At 59.2% G+C, this 15,592-nt stretch carries 14 protein-coding genes, 1 tRNA gene and 1 pseudogene; 5 read left to right on the top strand and 11 right to left on the bottom strand.

Annotated features, from left to right (window positions below):
• Nucleotides 1–581 precede the first annotated feature (581 nt).
• Nucleotides 582–674: a sulfotransferase gene (locus C9E81_RS23405; RefSeq protein WP_243698728.1), complete on the bottom strand. Its 93-nt coding sequence runs from the start codon at nucleotides 672–674 to the stop codon at nucleotides 582–584.
• A 666-nt stretch (nucleotides 675–1,340) separates the two neighbouring features.
• On the bottom strand, nucleotides 1,341–2,222 hold the full coding sequence (locus tag C9E81_RS19065) for a LysR family transcriptional regulator (protein ID WP_122113940.1): 882 nt from the start codon (nucleotides 2,220–2,222) through the stop codon (nucleotides 1,341–1,343).
• Nucleotides 2,223–2,709: 487 nt separating this feature from the next.
• On the opposite strand from C9E81_RS19065, the gene C9E81_RS19060 reads away from it, so the two are divergent.
• The 3 genes from C9E81_RS19060 to C9E81_RS19050 all read left to right on the top strand — a co-directional run bounded on the left by C9E81_RS19060 (nucleotide 2,710) and on the right by C9E81_RS19050 (nucleotide 4,881).
• Nucleotides 2,710–3,726, top strand: a complete 1,017-nt coding sequence (locus C9E81_RS19060) for an SDR family oxidoreductase (RefSeq protein ID WP_122113939.1) — start codon at nucleotides 2,710–2,712, stop codon at nucleotides 3,724–3,726.
• 373 nt (nucleotides 3,727–4,099) lie between these two features.
• Complete coding sequence (locus C9E81_RS19055; RefSeq protein WP_122113938.1) at nucleotides 4,100–4,384, top strand: hypothetical protein; 285 nt, start codon at nucleotides 4,100–4,102, stop codon at nucleotides 4,382–4,384.
• Nucleotides 4,385–4,431: 47 nt separating this feature from the next.
• Entirely contained in the window at nucleotides 4,432–4,881 is a 450-nt protein-coding gene (locus C9E81_RS19050; RefSeq protein WP_122113937.1) for a DUF4399 domain-containing protein, read from the top strand.
• A 142-nt stretch (nucleotides 4,882–5,023) separates the two neighbouring features.
• On the opposite strand, the gene C9E81_RS19045 is transcribed toward C9E81_RS19050, so the two are convergent.
• From C9E81_RS19045 to C9E81_RS19030, 4 genes are all read right to left on the bottom strand, one after another.
• Nucleotides 5,024–5,506, bottom strand: a complete 483-nt coding sequence (locus C9E81_RS19045) for a CYTH domain-containing protein (RefSeq protein WP_122113936.1) — start codon at nucleotides 5,504–5,506, stop codon at nucleotides 5,024–5,026.
• Complete coding sequence (locus tag C9E81_RS19040; protein WP_122113935.1) at nucleotides 5,503–6,246, bottom strand: ParA family protein; 744 nt, start codon at nucleotides 6,244–6,246, stop codon at nucleotides 5,503–5,505. Before C9E81_RS19040 ends, C9E81_RS19045 begins: the two co-directional genes overlap by 4 nt.
• A complete protein-coding gene (locus C9E81_RS19035; protein WP_166461980.1) occupies nucleotides 6,243–7,688 on the bottom strand; it encodes a CHAD domain-containing protein in 1,446 nt (481 codons plus the stop codon). Before C9E81_RS19035 ends, C9E81_RS19040 begins: the two co-directional genes overlap by 4 nt.
• A gap of 541 nt (nucleotides 7,689–8,229) precedes the next feature.
• Nucleotides 8,230–9,126, bottom strand: a complete 897-nt coding sequence (locus C9E81_RS19030) for a DMT family transporter (protein ID WP_122113933.1) — start codon at nucleotides 9,124–9,126, stop codon at nucleotides 8,230–8,232.
• A gap of 118 nt (nucleotides 9,127–9,244) precedes the next feature.
• On the opposite strand from C9E81_RS19030, the gene C9E81_RS19025 reads away from it, so the two are divergent.
• Nucleotides 9,245–10,111 (top strand): helix-turn-helix transcriptional regulator, encoded by an 867-nt coding sequence (locus tag C9E81_RS19025; RefSeq protein ID WP_122113932.1) that lies wholly within the window; start codon nucleotides 9,245–9,247, stop codon nucleotides 10,109–10,111.
• 102 nt (nucleotides 10,112–10,213) lie between these two features.
• Here C9E81_RS19025 and C9E81_RS19020 read toward each other — a convergent pair whose 3' ends face one another.
• Complete coding sequence (locus C9E81_RS19020) at nucleotides 10,214–10,672, bottom strand: hypothetical protein (protein ID WP_122113931.1); 459 nt, start codon at nucleotides 10,670–10,672, stop codon at nucleotides 10,214–10,216.
• A 381-nt stretch (nucleotides 10,673–11,053) separates the two neighbouring features.
• Here C9E81_RS19020 and C9E81_RS19015 point away from each other — a divergent pair, with 381 nt between their 5' ends.
• A complete protein-coding gene (locus tag C9E81_RS19015; protein WP_243698727.1) occupies nucleotides 11,054–12,244 on the top strand; it encodes an MFS transporter in 1,191 nt (396 codons plus the stop codon).
• A gap of 615 nt (nucleotides 12,245–12,859) precedes the next feature.
• On the opposite strand, the gene C9E81_RS19010 is transcribed toward C9E81_RS19015, so the two are convergent.
• The 4 genes and pseudogenes from C9E81_RS19010 to C9E81_RS18995 all read right to left on the bottom strand — a co-directional run bounded on the left by C9E81_RS19010 (nucleotide 12,860) and on the right by C9E81_RS18995 (nucleotide 15,481).
• The gene (locus C9E81_RS19010) at nucleotides 12,860–14,278 is read right to left on the bottom strand and encodes a TrkH family potassium uptake protein (protein ID WP_122113929.1); all 1,419 of its coding nucleotides are present in this window, start codon (nucleotides 14,276–14,278) and stop codon (nucleotides 12,860–12,862) included.
• Between the two features lie 45 nt (nucleotides 14,279–14,323).
• Nucleotides 14,324–14,670: pseudogene (gene tnpA / locus C9E81_RS23710) on the bottom strand (IS200/IS605 family transposase).
• A gap of 154 nt (nucleotides 14,671–14,824) precedes the next feature.
• Nucleotides 14,825–14,900: transfer RNA gene (locus tag C9E81_RS19000), tRNA-Val, on the bottom strand.
• A gap of 29 nt (nucleotides 14,901–14,929) precedes the next feature.
• On the bottom strand, nucleotides 14,930–15,481 hold the full coding sequence (locus C9E81_RS18995) for a histidine phosphatase family protein (RefSeq protein WP_122113928.1): 552 nt from the start codon (nucleotides 15,479–15,481) through the stop codon (nucleotides 14,930–14,932).
• Between the last annotated feature and the right edge of the window lie 111 nt (nucleotides 15,482–15,592).

Below are 15,592 nucleotides of genomic sequence, written 5' to 3'. Positions count from 1 at the left end.
TCAGCGAGCCACGGCGCTTCGGGGCGGAATTATAGAACGACCAGTTCGTGGTCTTGTATTTCGTCGGGGTCCAGCTGCTCATGCCCAAAGATATCACGCTGGATTCACAAGATGAATCCCGTCAACCCTTTGCGCAACAAAGCCCGTCTTGGGTCGTTTTCATGGGCTGGTATTGGCGTGGCGGCACGGAAACTTCAACGCCTTGACGGCGCCAACTGGGGAGCGCGCCAAATAGGTTACTTGCCGCAGCATCCTGTCCGGGCGCGCGGCTTCGATCCGGTTTGGAGAGCCTGCCGGGTAATCCCAGAACGGAGTGTCACCGAAAGAATGGCGATATCGGCGCAACAGCTTCGACCTCCTACGGCGCAGAAATGACGGGACCGCTTTCCAATGGTCATCCCACAACCATTATGCTACCTCCATCTGGCCGATGTTCATGCGATGAGCGATGAAGGTGACGGCGCAGAACCGTGTGGGGTCAATCCATTTCACTGCGTTTCCACCCTGCGCCGCGATCCAATCCGAATCTGGTCGCATAAGGGGCCACCGTTCGGGCAGCTCATAGGATAGTCGCGGACCGGTTATCGGCCCCCCCCGGCATCCAGCATGGTCATCGCCATCGTGGTGCCGCAGCGCCCGAGTCCGGCGACGAACAGAACGGGCAGATCGGTCATGCTCGCCCCTCCCGCAAACTAGGGGAGTGCTTTTGGGTTCGATGAACCTGCGTGAACCCGGATTCTCTGCACAAACCGGGAACATGCCTGTTCAAAAAACCGCTTTTTTGCGGATTATCTCTTATTCTGCGCGGGATGCTGACACTTGGTAAGGGAGAGGTCGAGAGTTCAATCCTCTCTCGCAGCACCAGAAAACTCCTAACGGATCAACGCACCTGAGCAAGACAGCACCCTTGCGTTTGCTCTGTCATTGCTCAGAACGGTGCAAGAACACGCAGGCACATGCGGCAAGTTTCGGGCAAGGTTTGTTCTCGATTCTTCCTCCCTTTGGCAAGGTGTCGTGATGCGCTTCGCCCTCTGCGTCGTCTCCACCTGCTTCGTCATAGCCGCAACAGTTGACTACCTCGCCAGCATCGGTGGCCTTTCTGCCTGTGTGTTGCGTCAGGTGGAGCACGGGCAGAGTCCAGAGGAACCGGTGCCGGATCACCGCCAAGCATTAGTACTCTGAATCACGACAGGCACCAAAAATCAATGAGGCCTGGTTCTGATCAGGCACAGACCGCGCCCGAGATGTTTTAAAGTTCCTTATCCGGGATACTGCGTGGCAGGTCGTCAGCCCATGTGCAAATGGCAGCTCTCCACCCCGACTACAGCGAGTGCCCCAGTCTACTTTTCCGCTTTTCGAGCGACAAAGTCGAGGAACGCCCGTTGGGCCGCTGGCATATGCCGATTGCTGGCATGGACAACGCGAAGGGTTCCGCCATCGATACCATAATCGGGTAGAACCTGCTGCAGCTCTCCGTTTCGAAGATGATCCGCGATCGGGGCCATCGGCAGAAGCGCAATTCCGAGGCCTGCGAGCGCGGATTGAATCTCGGCATGTGAACCTTCCACCGCGATGCGGCCCGACACGTTGATCTCGATCCACCCCCTTGGCCCCTTCAGGCGCCATCGCTCCGCGTCGAGCGACGGACCGAAGGCAATACAGTCATGGTGTTGCAGGTCCTGTATGCGGGCCGGTATCCCGCGTCTCTCCAAATAGGCGGGGCTCGCCACCAGTATCAGGCGCGTCGTGCCGATAGTTCGGATGATCAGGCTCGAATTGGCGGGACGCCTCGTCCAGAAGGCAATATCGACGCGATGTGTAACCGGATCAATCGGATCATCCGTCAGCCTCAACTCGATGCGCACCTGTTCGTATTTCTCCAGGAACTCGGCAATCCAACCCATCAGGTTGCGGGTCCCGAACGCGACCGGGGCCGCGATGCGCAGGGTGCCGCTTGGAACCGCCTGTGCCGCATCGATCCTTTGCCTTGCGGTCGCGAACGCTGCCAGGCCACTGGACGCCTCCTCGTAGAAGGCGCGACCCAGTTCCGTCAACTCGACACGACGGGTCGTCCGATTAAGCAGCCGCGCACCGAGCGTTGCCTCAAGCTGTGCCACATTCCGGCTTATGGTCGCTTTCGGTGTGCCAAGGGCTCGGGCAGCGGCGGAGAAGGAGCCGGTTTCCACAACGCGCGCGAATACCGAAATATGGTTCAAATCCATGACGGTCTACACCAATGCCGGGACAGATTGCCGCAATTGCAACGGATCGGGGGCTGGTTATTCGATCGGACGCGTTACCCGGCTTATTGTTGATGTTTATGTAACTGTTATTTTCAATTGTAATCTCTACTCAGACAATCTTGCCTGTGTCAACCTGCACCTGCCTCAAGCAGTCGGGCGGCCATCATGATCAATCGGGTTGGAAAGATTTGCTCTCGCGGCTTCTGCAATTGTGAGCCCGGTCATCGGCCGCGAGACCGTCATACCCACCGGAAGCAGAGCCTCATACCAAGCGTTTGGTGGTCAGGTCATGCAGCGAGGTTTCACCAATGTCTATCAGTTCGAGGATAGTGAATGACACCATCCCGCACGCCACACGAATGCTGTTCCCCCGGGTGCGAGCACCGCGCATTTCGACCAGGCGTGCCTGCCTTCTTCTGCGCGCTGCGCATATCGATCAATCCAACTCATTCAAGGAAACAGGACAATGAATGACAGCATCGGAAACAATCTGTCGAGCACTTCGCGTCGCCATGTGATTGCCGGAGGCGCCGCCCTTGCCACCCTCGCGACCATACGGCCCGGTTGGGCGCAGACCGGGGTGGTTGAAAGCGGCCGGGTCGTATTGATAACCGGAACCAGTTCAGGCTTCGGCCGTCAGATGGCAGAAGGTTTCGCCCGTGACGGAGCGCATGTGATTGCCACGATGCGCGAGGCGAGCAGCAGGAATGCCCCGGTAGCGGAAGAATTGCGGGTATTGGCCAAGCAGGAGGACCTCCGTCTCGAGATCGTCGAGATGGACGTGCTGAGCGATGACTCCGTGGCGGCGGGAGTAGCTCAGGCCATCGAGATTGCCGGACGCATCGACGTGCTGGTCAGCAATGCCGGGATCGTCGTGCCCGGCCCCGTCGAGTTGCAACCACCGTCTTATTTCAACGCCAATATCGAGACCAATGCGACCGGCGCGCACCGAATGTATCGTGCCGTCGTGCCGCATATGCGGAAACAAGGGCGCGGCACCATCATCCAGATGTCGAGCGCGCTTGGTCGTGCCATCGACCCGATGCTTGGCGGCTACTGTGCCTCGAAGTTGGCCGTGGAAGCCGCTGCCGACGCCCTGCGTTACGAGGTGGCGGCCTCCGATATCGAGGTCAGCGTCGTTCAGCCCGCCGGCGCCTATCCAACCGAATTGCAATCCAATGCGAAGCGCCATTGGGAAGAGATGATTGCCAATCTGGATGCTGGCGGCCGGGCAAGGATGGAGACATACGCTCCTCACATCGAAGCCATGCTTGCCGGGCTCGAACCCGATCCGGAACTCGATCCCCAGGACGTCGCGGACGCCGTTATCCAACTTGCTGGCATGGAATTTGGCACGCGCCCAACGCGCCTGGCGATCGGCCCCTACAAGGATGGCATCGACCCCGTGAATGCGGCACATGAGCAACTCCAGAACGAAATGATCGCGCACAATCCGATCGTTGAACTTCTGACGCTCAGATGATGTTGCCGAGCCTCGCACACCAAGCGGCATGGGGCCCGTCGGCACGACGGTGGTGCGATCCTCCTCGCCTTCAGGAAGGCCAGCAATACCCCGATGTCGGCAACACGGGTCTTTCCCGGGTTGCTGACTGGGCGGGAATTCGCGATTTCCTTCCACATATATAGATCGGGTTCCAGGGAAATCGCGCGGACCGTGACGCAAGTGACAGGCAAATAGCTGCTGGCCCTCTGCCTGCCGGTCCTGTTTGGGCTTTGACGCGCAGCCGGGATTCTGCGACAGTCGGGCAACACAATTCCGGCAGCGGACACAACCGACGCCACGCTTTCAAAGGGACGCAACCGTTAGAAATGATTGAATTACAGGGAAATAGGAAATGGGAATCCTTGATAGTATTAAGAATCTTCTCGGCGCAGGCGGCAGTGAGGGGTTGAACCTTGAAAATATCGCGTCTCAGGTGGGATTGAACTCTGAACAGGTCGAGCAAATCCTCTCGGCTCTTGGCCAGTTTCAGGGCGAGGATGGTGACACCGCAGAGAGCGCAGCGAATGCCACCGGCATTCCGATCGATCAGGTTCTGGCGGTGCTGTCGCAAATTGGCGGTGAGGGCGCGTTGGGCAACTTGTCCCAGATGCTTGGCGGTTTGGGCCGGAACACATGAGCGGCCATCCCGGATTTTCACATTTCCGTCAAGGAGGAAGCAGGCCGATGAAAGCCATTCTGGCAACGATGATCTGCGCGGCAGGCCTGGCAGCAGGCGCCGGAGCCATATCGGCTGGCGAAACGCCTTCGCCTGAAGGGGCCAGCGTCTATTTCGTCAATCTCGAGGATGGGGCCGTGGTCTCCTCTCCGGTCAAGGTAATCTTCGGTCTCAGCAATATGGGCATAGCCCCTGCCGGGACAGAAAAGGAAAACACCGGCCATCACCATATACTTGTCGACCGTCCGCCGCTTGGCGAGGGCGAGGCCGGGGCGGCGGAACTGGATGAGAGCCTGCCGGATGACGACCACCACGTTCATTTCGGCGGTGGTCAAACCGAGACGACGCTGGAGCTTGAGCCGGGAGAGCACACGCTGCAACTGGTTCTGGGTGACATGAACCATATTCCGCATGATCCGCCGGTGGCGTCCGAGATGATCACCATTACTGTGGAGTGAAACAGGACCGGGCGGTGAATTTCGGGGCAGATCGCTCCGGGTTCACTGCCCAGTTAAGGCATTGTTCCAGGCTTCATGGCATGCTGCCAAGCCCGGCTTGCCAACCGTGGGGTGCCGCGTGGTAACGGCACGGCCTTGGGACTCATGGAGAGGCGGGCGCTCCCTCGAGCGCCATGACCTTGTTGGAATAGCCCCGCTCCCCGGTGACCTCGGAGCCGAACCAGTCGGGCGGAGTGAAGGATCGGGCAGCGGCCAGGCTGTCAAATTCGACTTCGACCAGGCGCAACGGTGCGTGACTGCCCTCGAAGATATCAAGTTCATAGACGGTGCCGTCGGATAGATTCCCGGTCCAGCGGGTCTTTTCGATCCGTCGGCCCCCGGTGGCAGGCCAGAAGATGTCGAACTGTTCTTGGGTAATCGTTGTTTCGCGTTCTTCCCGAGCCATTCCCTCGCCGGATTTCAATGTCATCAGCAGCTTGCTTCCCTTCTGCCGCAATCGCATCTCGACCGAATCCGCGGGCAGGGTCAGGTAACCCTGCCGCACCGCAACCGGTTTGGCCGCGCCCAGATCGGGCAGCGCTGCCACAAGGAATTTGCGTTCGATCTCCATCGCCTCGGTTGTCATAGCTGCTCCATCAACTCGCGCCAGAGCGCGTCATACGCTTTTCCGGCGCCACGTTTCCCGGTGAATTCCGCGACCGGGGCGCGATGGATGCCCATCTTCTCGATATCGGCGGCAAATGGGATGGCGGCGGCCAGGAAGCGCTTGGGATAGGCGCCCAGCATCCGCGTCATCGTATCGCCGTGCAGCTTCTTCGTCGCCTGCACCATGGAAAAGAAGCCCATCACCTTCTTGTGCTTCAGATTGCGCTGACGGAAAAAATCCAGAAGCTGCTCGAATGTGCGTTCGGACAGGGTGGTCGGGATCACCGGCACGAGAACCAGATCCGCGGCGCGGAACACGTTTTCCGACAGGATCGAGATATTCGGCGGACAATCGAGCAGGATGATATCGTAATCGCCACCGCCCGCCTTCAGCGCCTTCTTCAGCCGTGAGCGCGAATTCTTCATCCGCGACAAGAAAATATCGAATTCGCGGAATGTCATGTTCGCGGGAAGAATGTCCAGATTATCGTAGTCGCTGCCACGAATGGCGCCGGTAAATCGTTTCACATCCCTGAAGAAGCGATCCTCCTTCAGTTTCCTCGACGGCTTCACCCGCAGGTAGAACCCCGAGGCGCCCTGCGGATCTAGATCGCAAAGCAGCACCCGGTATCCGGCCGAGGCAAGCGAGTGGGCGAGATTGACCGAGGTGGCCGTCTTGCCGACCCCGCCCTTGTTCGAATAGCAGGCGATGGTTTTCATGATGCTCCCCCTCCTGTCCTGAACAGCCTCTCGAACCCGTCCCGTGTGGCCGGGCTGTCGAAGGCCATGAAATATGCGGTGACTTGGCCGCGCGCCCTCTTCTGGCGCTGATCGAGCATCGTCAGAAGCGCACCCACGCTTTTCGCGATCTCCAGCTTGCGATCGGCATAGGTTTCGTCCAACCCATCGAGAATATTCGCTAGAGCCTCCTGCTGAACCGAGCAGTCGTTGAAATCGCCAAGCGTATCCTGCAGTTTTTTCAAAGGCTTGATCAGGATCCTGATCTCGTCCGCAGCGAATAATGGCGCGAAAAATTCGATCAGGTAGCGCAGTTTCTTGCAATGGATGCGCAATTCGTGAATCTGCTCATCCGGGGTCGCGTCGCTGATGATCGCGGCGGTCGCGCAGACCTTGCGGTAACGCTTCCAGATCATCACGCGGGCATAGTCCAATGCGGGTTGATCGGCCTTCGGTCCCTTTGGCAGGCTGCTGTCCGGCGTATCGAACAACCGGATCAGGTCGCGCATCTCGCGACGGTAACCGTCGCTGCGCAGATGCGCTGCAAAACGCCTTTGTTCAATAGTGCGCTCTGCGGCGAATTCCTCGAACAGCATTTTCAGTCCCGGCTGCATGTCCCGGGGAACGAGATCCAGATAGGTTTCGCGCTGGATCAGATAGACATCCAGATCGCGCAGCCGTCCGCTCCGCGCCATCAGGGTGTTGAAGCGGGCCTTCAGGTCATCGGTGAAATCGGCGGCGTAGACATTCCTGAACAATGACAAGACTGAACGGATCTTGCGCAGCGCGATGCGGTAATCATGCAGGAACTCGCTGTCGATATCCTCGATCACCCCATCCTCGTTCTGGCGCGCCACTGCGATGTAGTTCCGAATGATATCGCCGGCGGTATCAAAGGCGGTCCCGTCCGGGGCGATATCGATGGCGGGCTTGGCGGCATAGCCGGTTGTGCCGGGAAAAAGCCTGCCCGCGACCATTTCCACGGACAGGGCATTCTCGAACCCGCCGAGGCGAGCGCATAGTCTTGAGAAGGCCTTGTCATAGCCCCGGACGCCCTGCAACGCTATGCGCGTTATCGTTGGGCCTGCCTTGGTCATAAATGTCCAGCACTCGCACCGAACCCGGGTCTTGTGCTCGTCGTCCAGCAGCGCCAGCAACCGGCAATCCAGATCACCTTCGCCGATCAGCATCAGCCGCCGCAACGGCGAAACGATCCCCAAAAGCACCTCCCTTACGGGACCATCGCCCATATCGGCAGTGAAACCGGGCAATGCGCCCCTTTGCCAGATCGGATCGATCTTCTCTCCCAGCAGGCAAAGCTTGTCGCCCGTTCCGATCAGCAACCACCCCTCCCTGGCCAGTTGTCCGTCGAATGTGTCATATGCTGAGAAGCCGGTATGGACCACCTCTTGCCTTGGCGCCATCCTGAGCCTGCCGATGCATGACTCCAACAGGTTTTGCCGCAGATCACCGGTAAAATATGATTGTTTCGCAAGCGTAACTGTCATGATCTGCCGCGCGATGGAGACATGAGCCCTCCGTTCCTGTTCTCGAAAGCCTGTCGCTCCGTTTCGTCCGAATATGGGAAAACAAACATGGGCGCCGGTTACGGGCCATACTGGATAGGCGACCAGAATGTCATAAAATCGTCAAAACTGACAAGCTCCGAGGAAACCGGGTCAGATCTGCCGCCGGTCCAGTGGCGCGGATGACAACGGCAAGAGCGAAGCGGCCGTTTTGCTGGGTGCCCCTATAGCTACGACCTGACGCAGGACACGGAACTGGCGATCAACATCCACAATATGCTTGAAAAACAGCATATTATCGGCCGTTATTCAGCCGATTACCATAATCCGGACAGGTCGATTTCGGCGACCTTGCGTCATCGCTGGTAAGGATCCGGCTTCGGCAGGCGCCCCCTGCCAAAGTCCGACCGGATTTTCGAGAGATCAACTGAAGGGCCGGTCATGCGTCAGCATGGCGGTTGCCTACAAGCGTCGGACTCCGGCGCCGCCGGAACATCACCAGATTGCCAAACCCTGCCAGAATGACACCCGCAATCGCGGTCGGTGTCCACTGATATCCCTCGAACAGGGTCGAAGCCAGCAGCGCCACCACCGGGAACAGCACCGTCGCATAGCCTGCCCTGGCAGAGCCGAGACGGCTGACCAGCAGCAAATAGGTCGTGAAGCCGATCACGGACCCGATCACGGAGAGGTAAAGCAGGGCGATCCAGTAGACGGTTCCACTGGGAACGACCAGGGAATGGCCGGAAACAAAGATGATGATCAGCAAGGCAACCGCCCCGATCCCCATTCCCCATGCATTCGCCGTCACAGGTGTAATCCCCAGAGACGAATTATGGCGTGACGCCATGTTGCCCCATGAAAAGAACATCGTGCCCAGGGCCGCCCATCCGATGCCGCGTATCGTGTCCGGATCAAGCGATATCGCAATGTCCTGCCAGAACAGCAGCACCAATCCGCAGACACCGATCGCTCCGGCGAGGATCGTTTGCCCGGTCATGCGATCACCAAAGAAGATACGGGCATTGATCGCGTTGAAGATCGAGGCGAGCGAGAAGATCACCGACACGAGGCCGGAAGGAATAAGCGCTGTGGCATTATATATCCCGATGAAGTTGAGGCAGAACAGGCAGAGCGCCTGAAGCGCCACGAAACGCCATGCCGCAGGCCGTTTCAGCCTGCCAAACACGGCAAGGGCGGCCAGAAACAGCACCGCCGCCAGGGCAAAGCGGTAAAACACCGATATGATGACCGGTGCATCCCCGACCTGAAAGGCTATGGCGATCCAGGTAGTGCCCCAGATCAGGACGGTGGAGGCAAACAGAAAGGCATTCATGCGCTGATCCTTTTTTTGCGCTTGTGTAGCCCGGTCAGCAGCCCGGGTTTTGCACGATCTTGCGGTATAATGCCGCCTCCGGCTTTTGCCCCTCCAAGGCATCGATTATGGTTGGTTCATGCGTCAGACCGTGCAGGATTTCCTCGGGCATTCCCGCTTTGCCCATACACTGGCCCGCCTCGACCTGGGGGCGGGGCGGGCAGTGACGATATGGGAAAACCATGACGATCGCATGGTGTATGATGCGCCCCTGGGGCATACGTTCAGCTATTACCTGGATGGTGGAACCGGAACCCGGCGACTGGACGCAGGGGCGATTCACGGCTGGCCCGGCGCCATCTGCGTCATGCCGGAAGGTCACAGATCGGAATGGGAGATCACGACCTCGTTTCGCTTCGTGCATCTGTATATGCCCGATGCCGAGCTACGCGCCGCCTATGCCATGACGCATGATTGCGACGCTCGCAGGCTCGATATGCGCGAGGATACTTTTGCCGATATTCCTGCCATGTCTGGCCCGTTGGGGCACTTGGCCCGAGCGGCGGATATGGGCGAAACGCTGCTGGCGGACACCGCGCTTGCCGAACTGATCGCCCATCTTCCGAGCCGCCAGATCAACCTGCGCGGCGGTCTTGCGCCCCATGTCCTGCGCCGGGTGGATGAATGGATCGAGGCCAATCTGGACTCCTCGATCCGCCTGGCGGACCTGGCCCGGATCGCTGGATTGTCGGAGTTCCATTTCCACCGGATGTTTCGCATGTCCCGGGGAATATCGCCGCATGGCTGGATCACAACGCGAAGGATCGAATTGGCAAAGGAACTCCTGCGAACGCCGACACCAATCGCCGAAATCGCCGCCGGCTGTGGCTTTGCCAGCCAAAGCCATCTTGCCCGCATGTTCCGAAATCACACCGGCAGCACGCCTAAGGAATATCGGGCAGCGTATCGATATGACGGCCCGGCCCGCTCCCGCAACCGGCGGTAAGGTTTCAGGAATGGCGGTATGCTTGATGGCTGGCTTTCACCCCTTCCAGGGATCTTGCGCCTGTCTGCGGCACTTGATGCCGGCGGAAACAAATCGTGTGCCCTACTCGTCCGATAATCCTTCGGACTTGAATATTTTCGCACATAGCGGCTCGGTCAGCGCTGCAAATTCGTCCTCCGCCAGTTTCCCGTAGCAGGCGGCTCTCAAGCGCCGTTCATACATCTTGCCGGGATTCGGACGTTCCGGCCGAGCTCCCTCGACAGGGATCGTCTCGGACATTCTCATGAATCTGCCCGAAGGTGGGTCGAAGGCAAATTCCTCTCCATAGATCTCCTCCAGGCAAGCCATGCCCCGGGACGAGTCCCGCAGGTTGAAAATCACGCCCTCCCTGTCCAGCAGCGCCTCCCCGGCCCCCTTCGCGACATTGCCTGACGGATCTTCCTTTACTGCGGCCTCGCACTGATCGAGCAATTCCCGCATGGGGAGGCTGCCGTAATGCTCGTCAGCCAGAAGCGGCGCGGGCAATCCCGCGAGCACGGCAACAAATATGGCTAGCTTCAAGTTTCTCTCCGGTGAATGACGCAATTGACTTAACTGGCCACGTATAGGAGCAGCAAGCAAGTTCAGGTTCCGTTGGCCAGGCGGCACCGGCAAAGATTGGCCAAGCGGGAATACCTGGCAAACAAGCGATCACTTGGCGGTTCGTCACGCGAGTCTACTGGCACATCGGGATGCCGAGTCCACAAGTGCTCCTGGTTAGCGGGGCTGGAAACCCCGATCACCGAGGTATATGCATAGCCAACGTTACCGGCGGTTCGGCGAACTGCTGCAAGGCGCAATCCAGATTTCAAGACGGCACCCATGCAAGACATACGGCCGAAGTCGCCGCCGCTTTCGGAGCTAACACGCCCACAGGTCCGCTGGATTCTGGGCGGGGTCGTGATGACGCTGGCGACGATGCCGGGGCAGACCAATTTCATCGCCCAGTTCAACGCTGCGCTGCGCGCGGAATTCGGGCTGAGCAATGGGGCATTCGGCGCGATCTACACTCTGGCGACGCTGATCAGCGCCACCGGGCTGGTCTTTGCCGGTGTGCTGGCTGACCGGATCGCGCCGTTGAAACTGGCATGCGCCTCGATTGCAGGGCTCGCGGTCACAGCCATCCTGATGTCGCAGGTCGACGGCCTGCCGCTTCTGGTTCTGGCCTTGGTGTTCCTGCGATTCTTCGGACAGGGCATGCTGATGCATATCGCCATGACCGCCATGGCCCGCTGGTTCAACCGGTTTCGAGGCCGGGCGATCTCGTTTGCCGCCTTCGGTATCACCATCGGGGATTCGCTGCTACCATTCACGCTGACGATCTCGATCCTCGCCTTCAGTTGGCGCAGCGTCTGGATCGCGACGGCAATTTTCCTGGTGGTGGCGCTGATCCCACTGCTGCTTTTCCTGCTTCACGATCCTCCGGACAGCAAACGGGCACGGCAGTCAGGAGCGGTCAATCCCGACGCGGCGCTGTCCGACGTCCCGACCGGGCTGAACTGGTCGCGCGCCCGGGTCCTGCGCGATCCGCTGTTCTTCCTGATCCTGCCGGGCATCATGTCCATGCCCGGGATCGGCACGCTCTTCGTCTTTCACCAGGCGAATCTGGCCGCGCTGAAAGGCTGGCCGATCGAGACCTATACCGCGTTCTTCCCGGTCATGTCCCTGACCGTAGCGGCGGCCTCGCTGGCCGCCGGTTTCATGGTGGACCGGATCGGGGCATGGCGGCTGATGCCGATATTTCTTCTGCCGCTGACCTTGGCCTGCATACTCGTGGCAACTCTGCATCCGGTCTGGGCGATCCCGCTCATCTTCCTGTGCTTCGGCCTGACGCAAGGCGTCATGAATCCGATCATCGGGGCGCTATGGGTCGAACTTTACGGCACCGCGCATATCGGGGCCGTGCGGTCCCTTGCCACAGCGGCGCTTGTGGCGGCAACCGCGCTCGGGCCGGGCATCTCCGGGATTCTGATCGACCTGGGCATCAACCTGGAGCGACAGGCCGTGGCTTATGCCGCATGGTGCCTGTCATGGTCCGGCATCTATCTGTGGCTGCAACCGAGATTCGGTTTTCGAGCCAGTGAATTGGTCTGAGCAGTTGCCCCAGGGCTTCGATGCCAAGGCGACCCGGATGCCATCGCCGAGTAATAAGCACGGGCAACCCTGTTTCCATACCGTTATCATCGGACAATCAGGACGAGCGGCCTGCCCGCCACAGGTCCCGGCCTGACGACCCTCGACCATCTCTTCCGGCAAGTGGCACGGTATCATCCCCACCACACGGAGTTGAATATATGAACAGCGGGACCTTGCCGCCTATTCCGGAAATTGGGAACAGGCCCGCCCGGATACTGGAAGCAGGCGGGGAATGACAGGCTAAGCCATGGAAAATGAAGGGCGGTGATGGGCCCGAAGCCCCGGCATCTTCGGTATAAACGAAACCGTCGCCCGCCAGGATATCGGTATTTGGCCAATAGAACGCTTCCTCAAGCAATGGATGTTCTGGGTTTGCCCGGGGTTTCGAGGTTCACACAGGTTCACTGAACCCAAGCACATTTCGCAGTTTCGGCTCTCCGGCAAGCAAGGTTGGTTCATGCCCGGCCGTCTTCGATGTGGCATGACGCGAAATCTTGCAGGACGTGGCAGCGAAATTTGCGGCAGATGATGAAGGGGCTTGAAGGAACGGTTTAGGGCTTCACCAGGCACGGGTCAGTGCAATGACCGCCAGTAGCCCGGCATGAACACGATAAACACCGTCAGTATTTCAAGCCTCCCAAGATACATGCCCAGGGACAGGATCAGCTTTGCCGGGTCACTCAGCGTGGAGAAATTGCCTGCGGGGCCGATGATCGGGCCGACACCCGGACCGACATTGCCCAAAGCTTGAAGTGTTCCGCTGACCGCGCTGGTGAAATCGACACCAACAAGATTCAGCACAAAGGACATGGCCACGAAGGTCGCGAAATAGATCGTGACGAAGGAGATGACGCCACTTAGCACATCTTGCTCGACCACGCGCCCTTCATAGCGAATGACCTTGACGATATGCGGCTGGTAGATTCGGGCGATTTCAGCCTTCAAAACCCGGGCCATGACGATCCAGCGCATCGCCTTGATGCCTCCGCCAGTCGAGCCGGTGCAGCCACCGACAGCGGTCAGCATGAAGAAGATTGCGACCGCAAGGCTTCCCCAGGCCGTGTAATCCGTAGTCGCGTAGCCCGTTGTGGTGACAACGGATACGACGTTGAATGCCACCAGCCGCATCGCCACGAAAAAATTCTGATCGCCAAAGAGGGCCAGCCACAGCGAGATGGCAAGGATGGACAGGATGAGGCTTGCCATCATCATGCCAATCTGCTCGCTCCGTAGTGATCTGCGCGTGTAGACCCGGATATACCAGACAAAGGGCAAGGCCCCCAGCACCATGAAAACCGTTGCCGACCACTGCAGAAACGGGCTTTCGAAATGTCCGAAAGACGCGTCGTAATTCGAGTACCCGCCGGTGGCCAGGGTCGTCATCGCATGGGTGATCGCGTCGAAAGCTGTCATTCCGCCCAAAGCATAGATGACAGCACAGATCAGAATCAGGCCCAGATAGACGATCAGTGTTGCCAATGCGAAGCGTGAGGCGCTTTTCAGTTCCTTGTCGGCCTGGTCCGAGCTTTCCGTTCGGAACAACTGCATGCCGCCGACCCGCAGCATCGGCAAAAGGGCCATGCCGGTTACGATGAACCCGACACCGCCAATCCCCTGCAAAAGGGCGCGCCAGAACAGGACCCCTTTGGGCGTCGTGTCGAGCCCGGTCATTACCGTCGACCCGGTGGTGGTGATCCCCGACATCGATTCAAAAACGGCATCTACGGGGGTGAGCCCCCAAAGCCATAGCGGCATGGCTCCGGCCAGAGCTGCGGAAACCCAAGTCGTCGAGGTCAGAAGAAACGCGTGCAGCCGACGGAAGCCCGACCAGTCGGAGGCCCCGGCAACCGCGGTCATCCCGCCCGCAATCCCGCAAAGCATTCCCGAAAACAGGAAAACGGAACCAGTGGCCGGGAAAATCGCCGCATCCAGGATCATCAGTATCGCGAAGAACAGAAACGCCAGACCGTTGACGAAGATCACAAAGCTCATTTGTCGCCTCGCCACCTGTATCCAGCGCGTCTGCTTAGGTAGTATTCACCATCTGGTCAACGGTGGCGAGTAAAGGATCCGCCTACTCTGCCGCCTCTCCCGATAGCGCTTGCGCAGTTCAGGGAACTCCGTCTGGACGCCACGACCGCCCCCTGATCCGCTGCAGAGCCTCCGACAGCGACAGTTTCGGCGGGATCGACAGGAACATGTGGACATGATCACTTCCAGAACCGCGCATGATAGGCGCTCCATCCCATCGCTTGGCTGCCGGATGATTACCCTGATGCGTTCCCGCATGATGCCCTGCAGGACCCTGTAGCGATATTTCGCGACCCACACGACGTGAAACCTATGGTAAAATCGGGTAGCGCGGATGACGAATGGCGCTTGATCCTTCTCCCCGGAATCAGAAGCCATACCGCCTAAGCAGGCTCAGATTCCGCTGTAGCTCGCCTCCGCCGTGCGACTTAAAGCTCAGTGAACCTGCGCACGCTTCGAAAACCGCAACGAAACACGTTCTAGCTAGCTGAATTTAATGAAATATTTTGGTGGGCGGTGAGGGATTCGAACCCCCGACATCTTCGGTGTAAACGAAGCGCTCTACCAGCTGAGCTAACCGCCCCCGGAATCGCTTTTAGCCTGTCGCGTTTGCTAGCGCCAGACCTCATGCACAGCTTTTCGGACGACATGCACCGCCCCTTGCTCGACAGTCAATTCCCCGAGTCTGGTCAGCGGCCAGCCCATCGCCAGAATCCGCAGCATGCGAAGCGTAATGCCATGCGTCACGATAAGCGCAGGCTCCGTGAGGCTATCGAGAAAGTCGCTTGCACGTCTGGCCAGGGCAGCGAAATGCTCCCCCCCGGGCGCGCGATCATACCAGTCCAGCCTGCCGCCTGCGAATATATCGGGCTGCTCGACGCGCAACCGCTCGATCCGGCGGCCGGTGAAATCGCCGATATCGATCTCGCGCAACCTGTCGTCGGTTGCAAAGCGCCCGTTGCCGAACACAATTCCGGCTGTTTGCTGCGCGCGGCCCTGTGGGCTGGCAATACGATGACCTTCGAGTGTCCCGGTCAGTTCCCGCTGCCGCTGCGCCTGCTCGATCCCTAATCGGGTCAGCGGCGAATCGAGGCGCCCTTGCATGCGGCCCGACAGGTTCCATTCGGTCTGGCCATGGCGCATCAGATAGAGATCGGGATACATGCTCGGTTCCACCCTCCAGCAGCTTCGCTTTTCGGACAGCCACGAAGCAGGTGTTTCGCAAAGCTGGACCAGCCTTGGCGATACCCCGCTTCGGGTATTCGTCCCAATCAT

Origin of the sequence: Paracoccus alkanivorans (genome assembly GCF_003697785.1) — a bacterium.
In the GTDB taxonomy this organism is placed as follows: domain Bacteria; phylum Pseudomonadota; class Alphaproteobacteria; order Rhodobacterales; family Rhodobacteraceae; genus Paracoccus; species Paracoccus alkanivorans.
The sequence above is the reverse complement of the archived record's forward strand: the minus strand, read 5'-3'. Positions and strand labels throughout refer to the sequence as shown.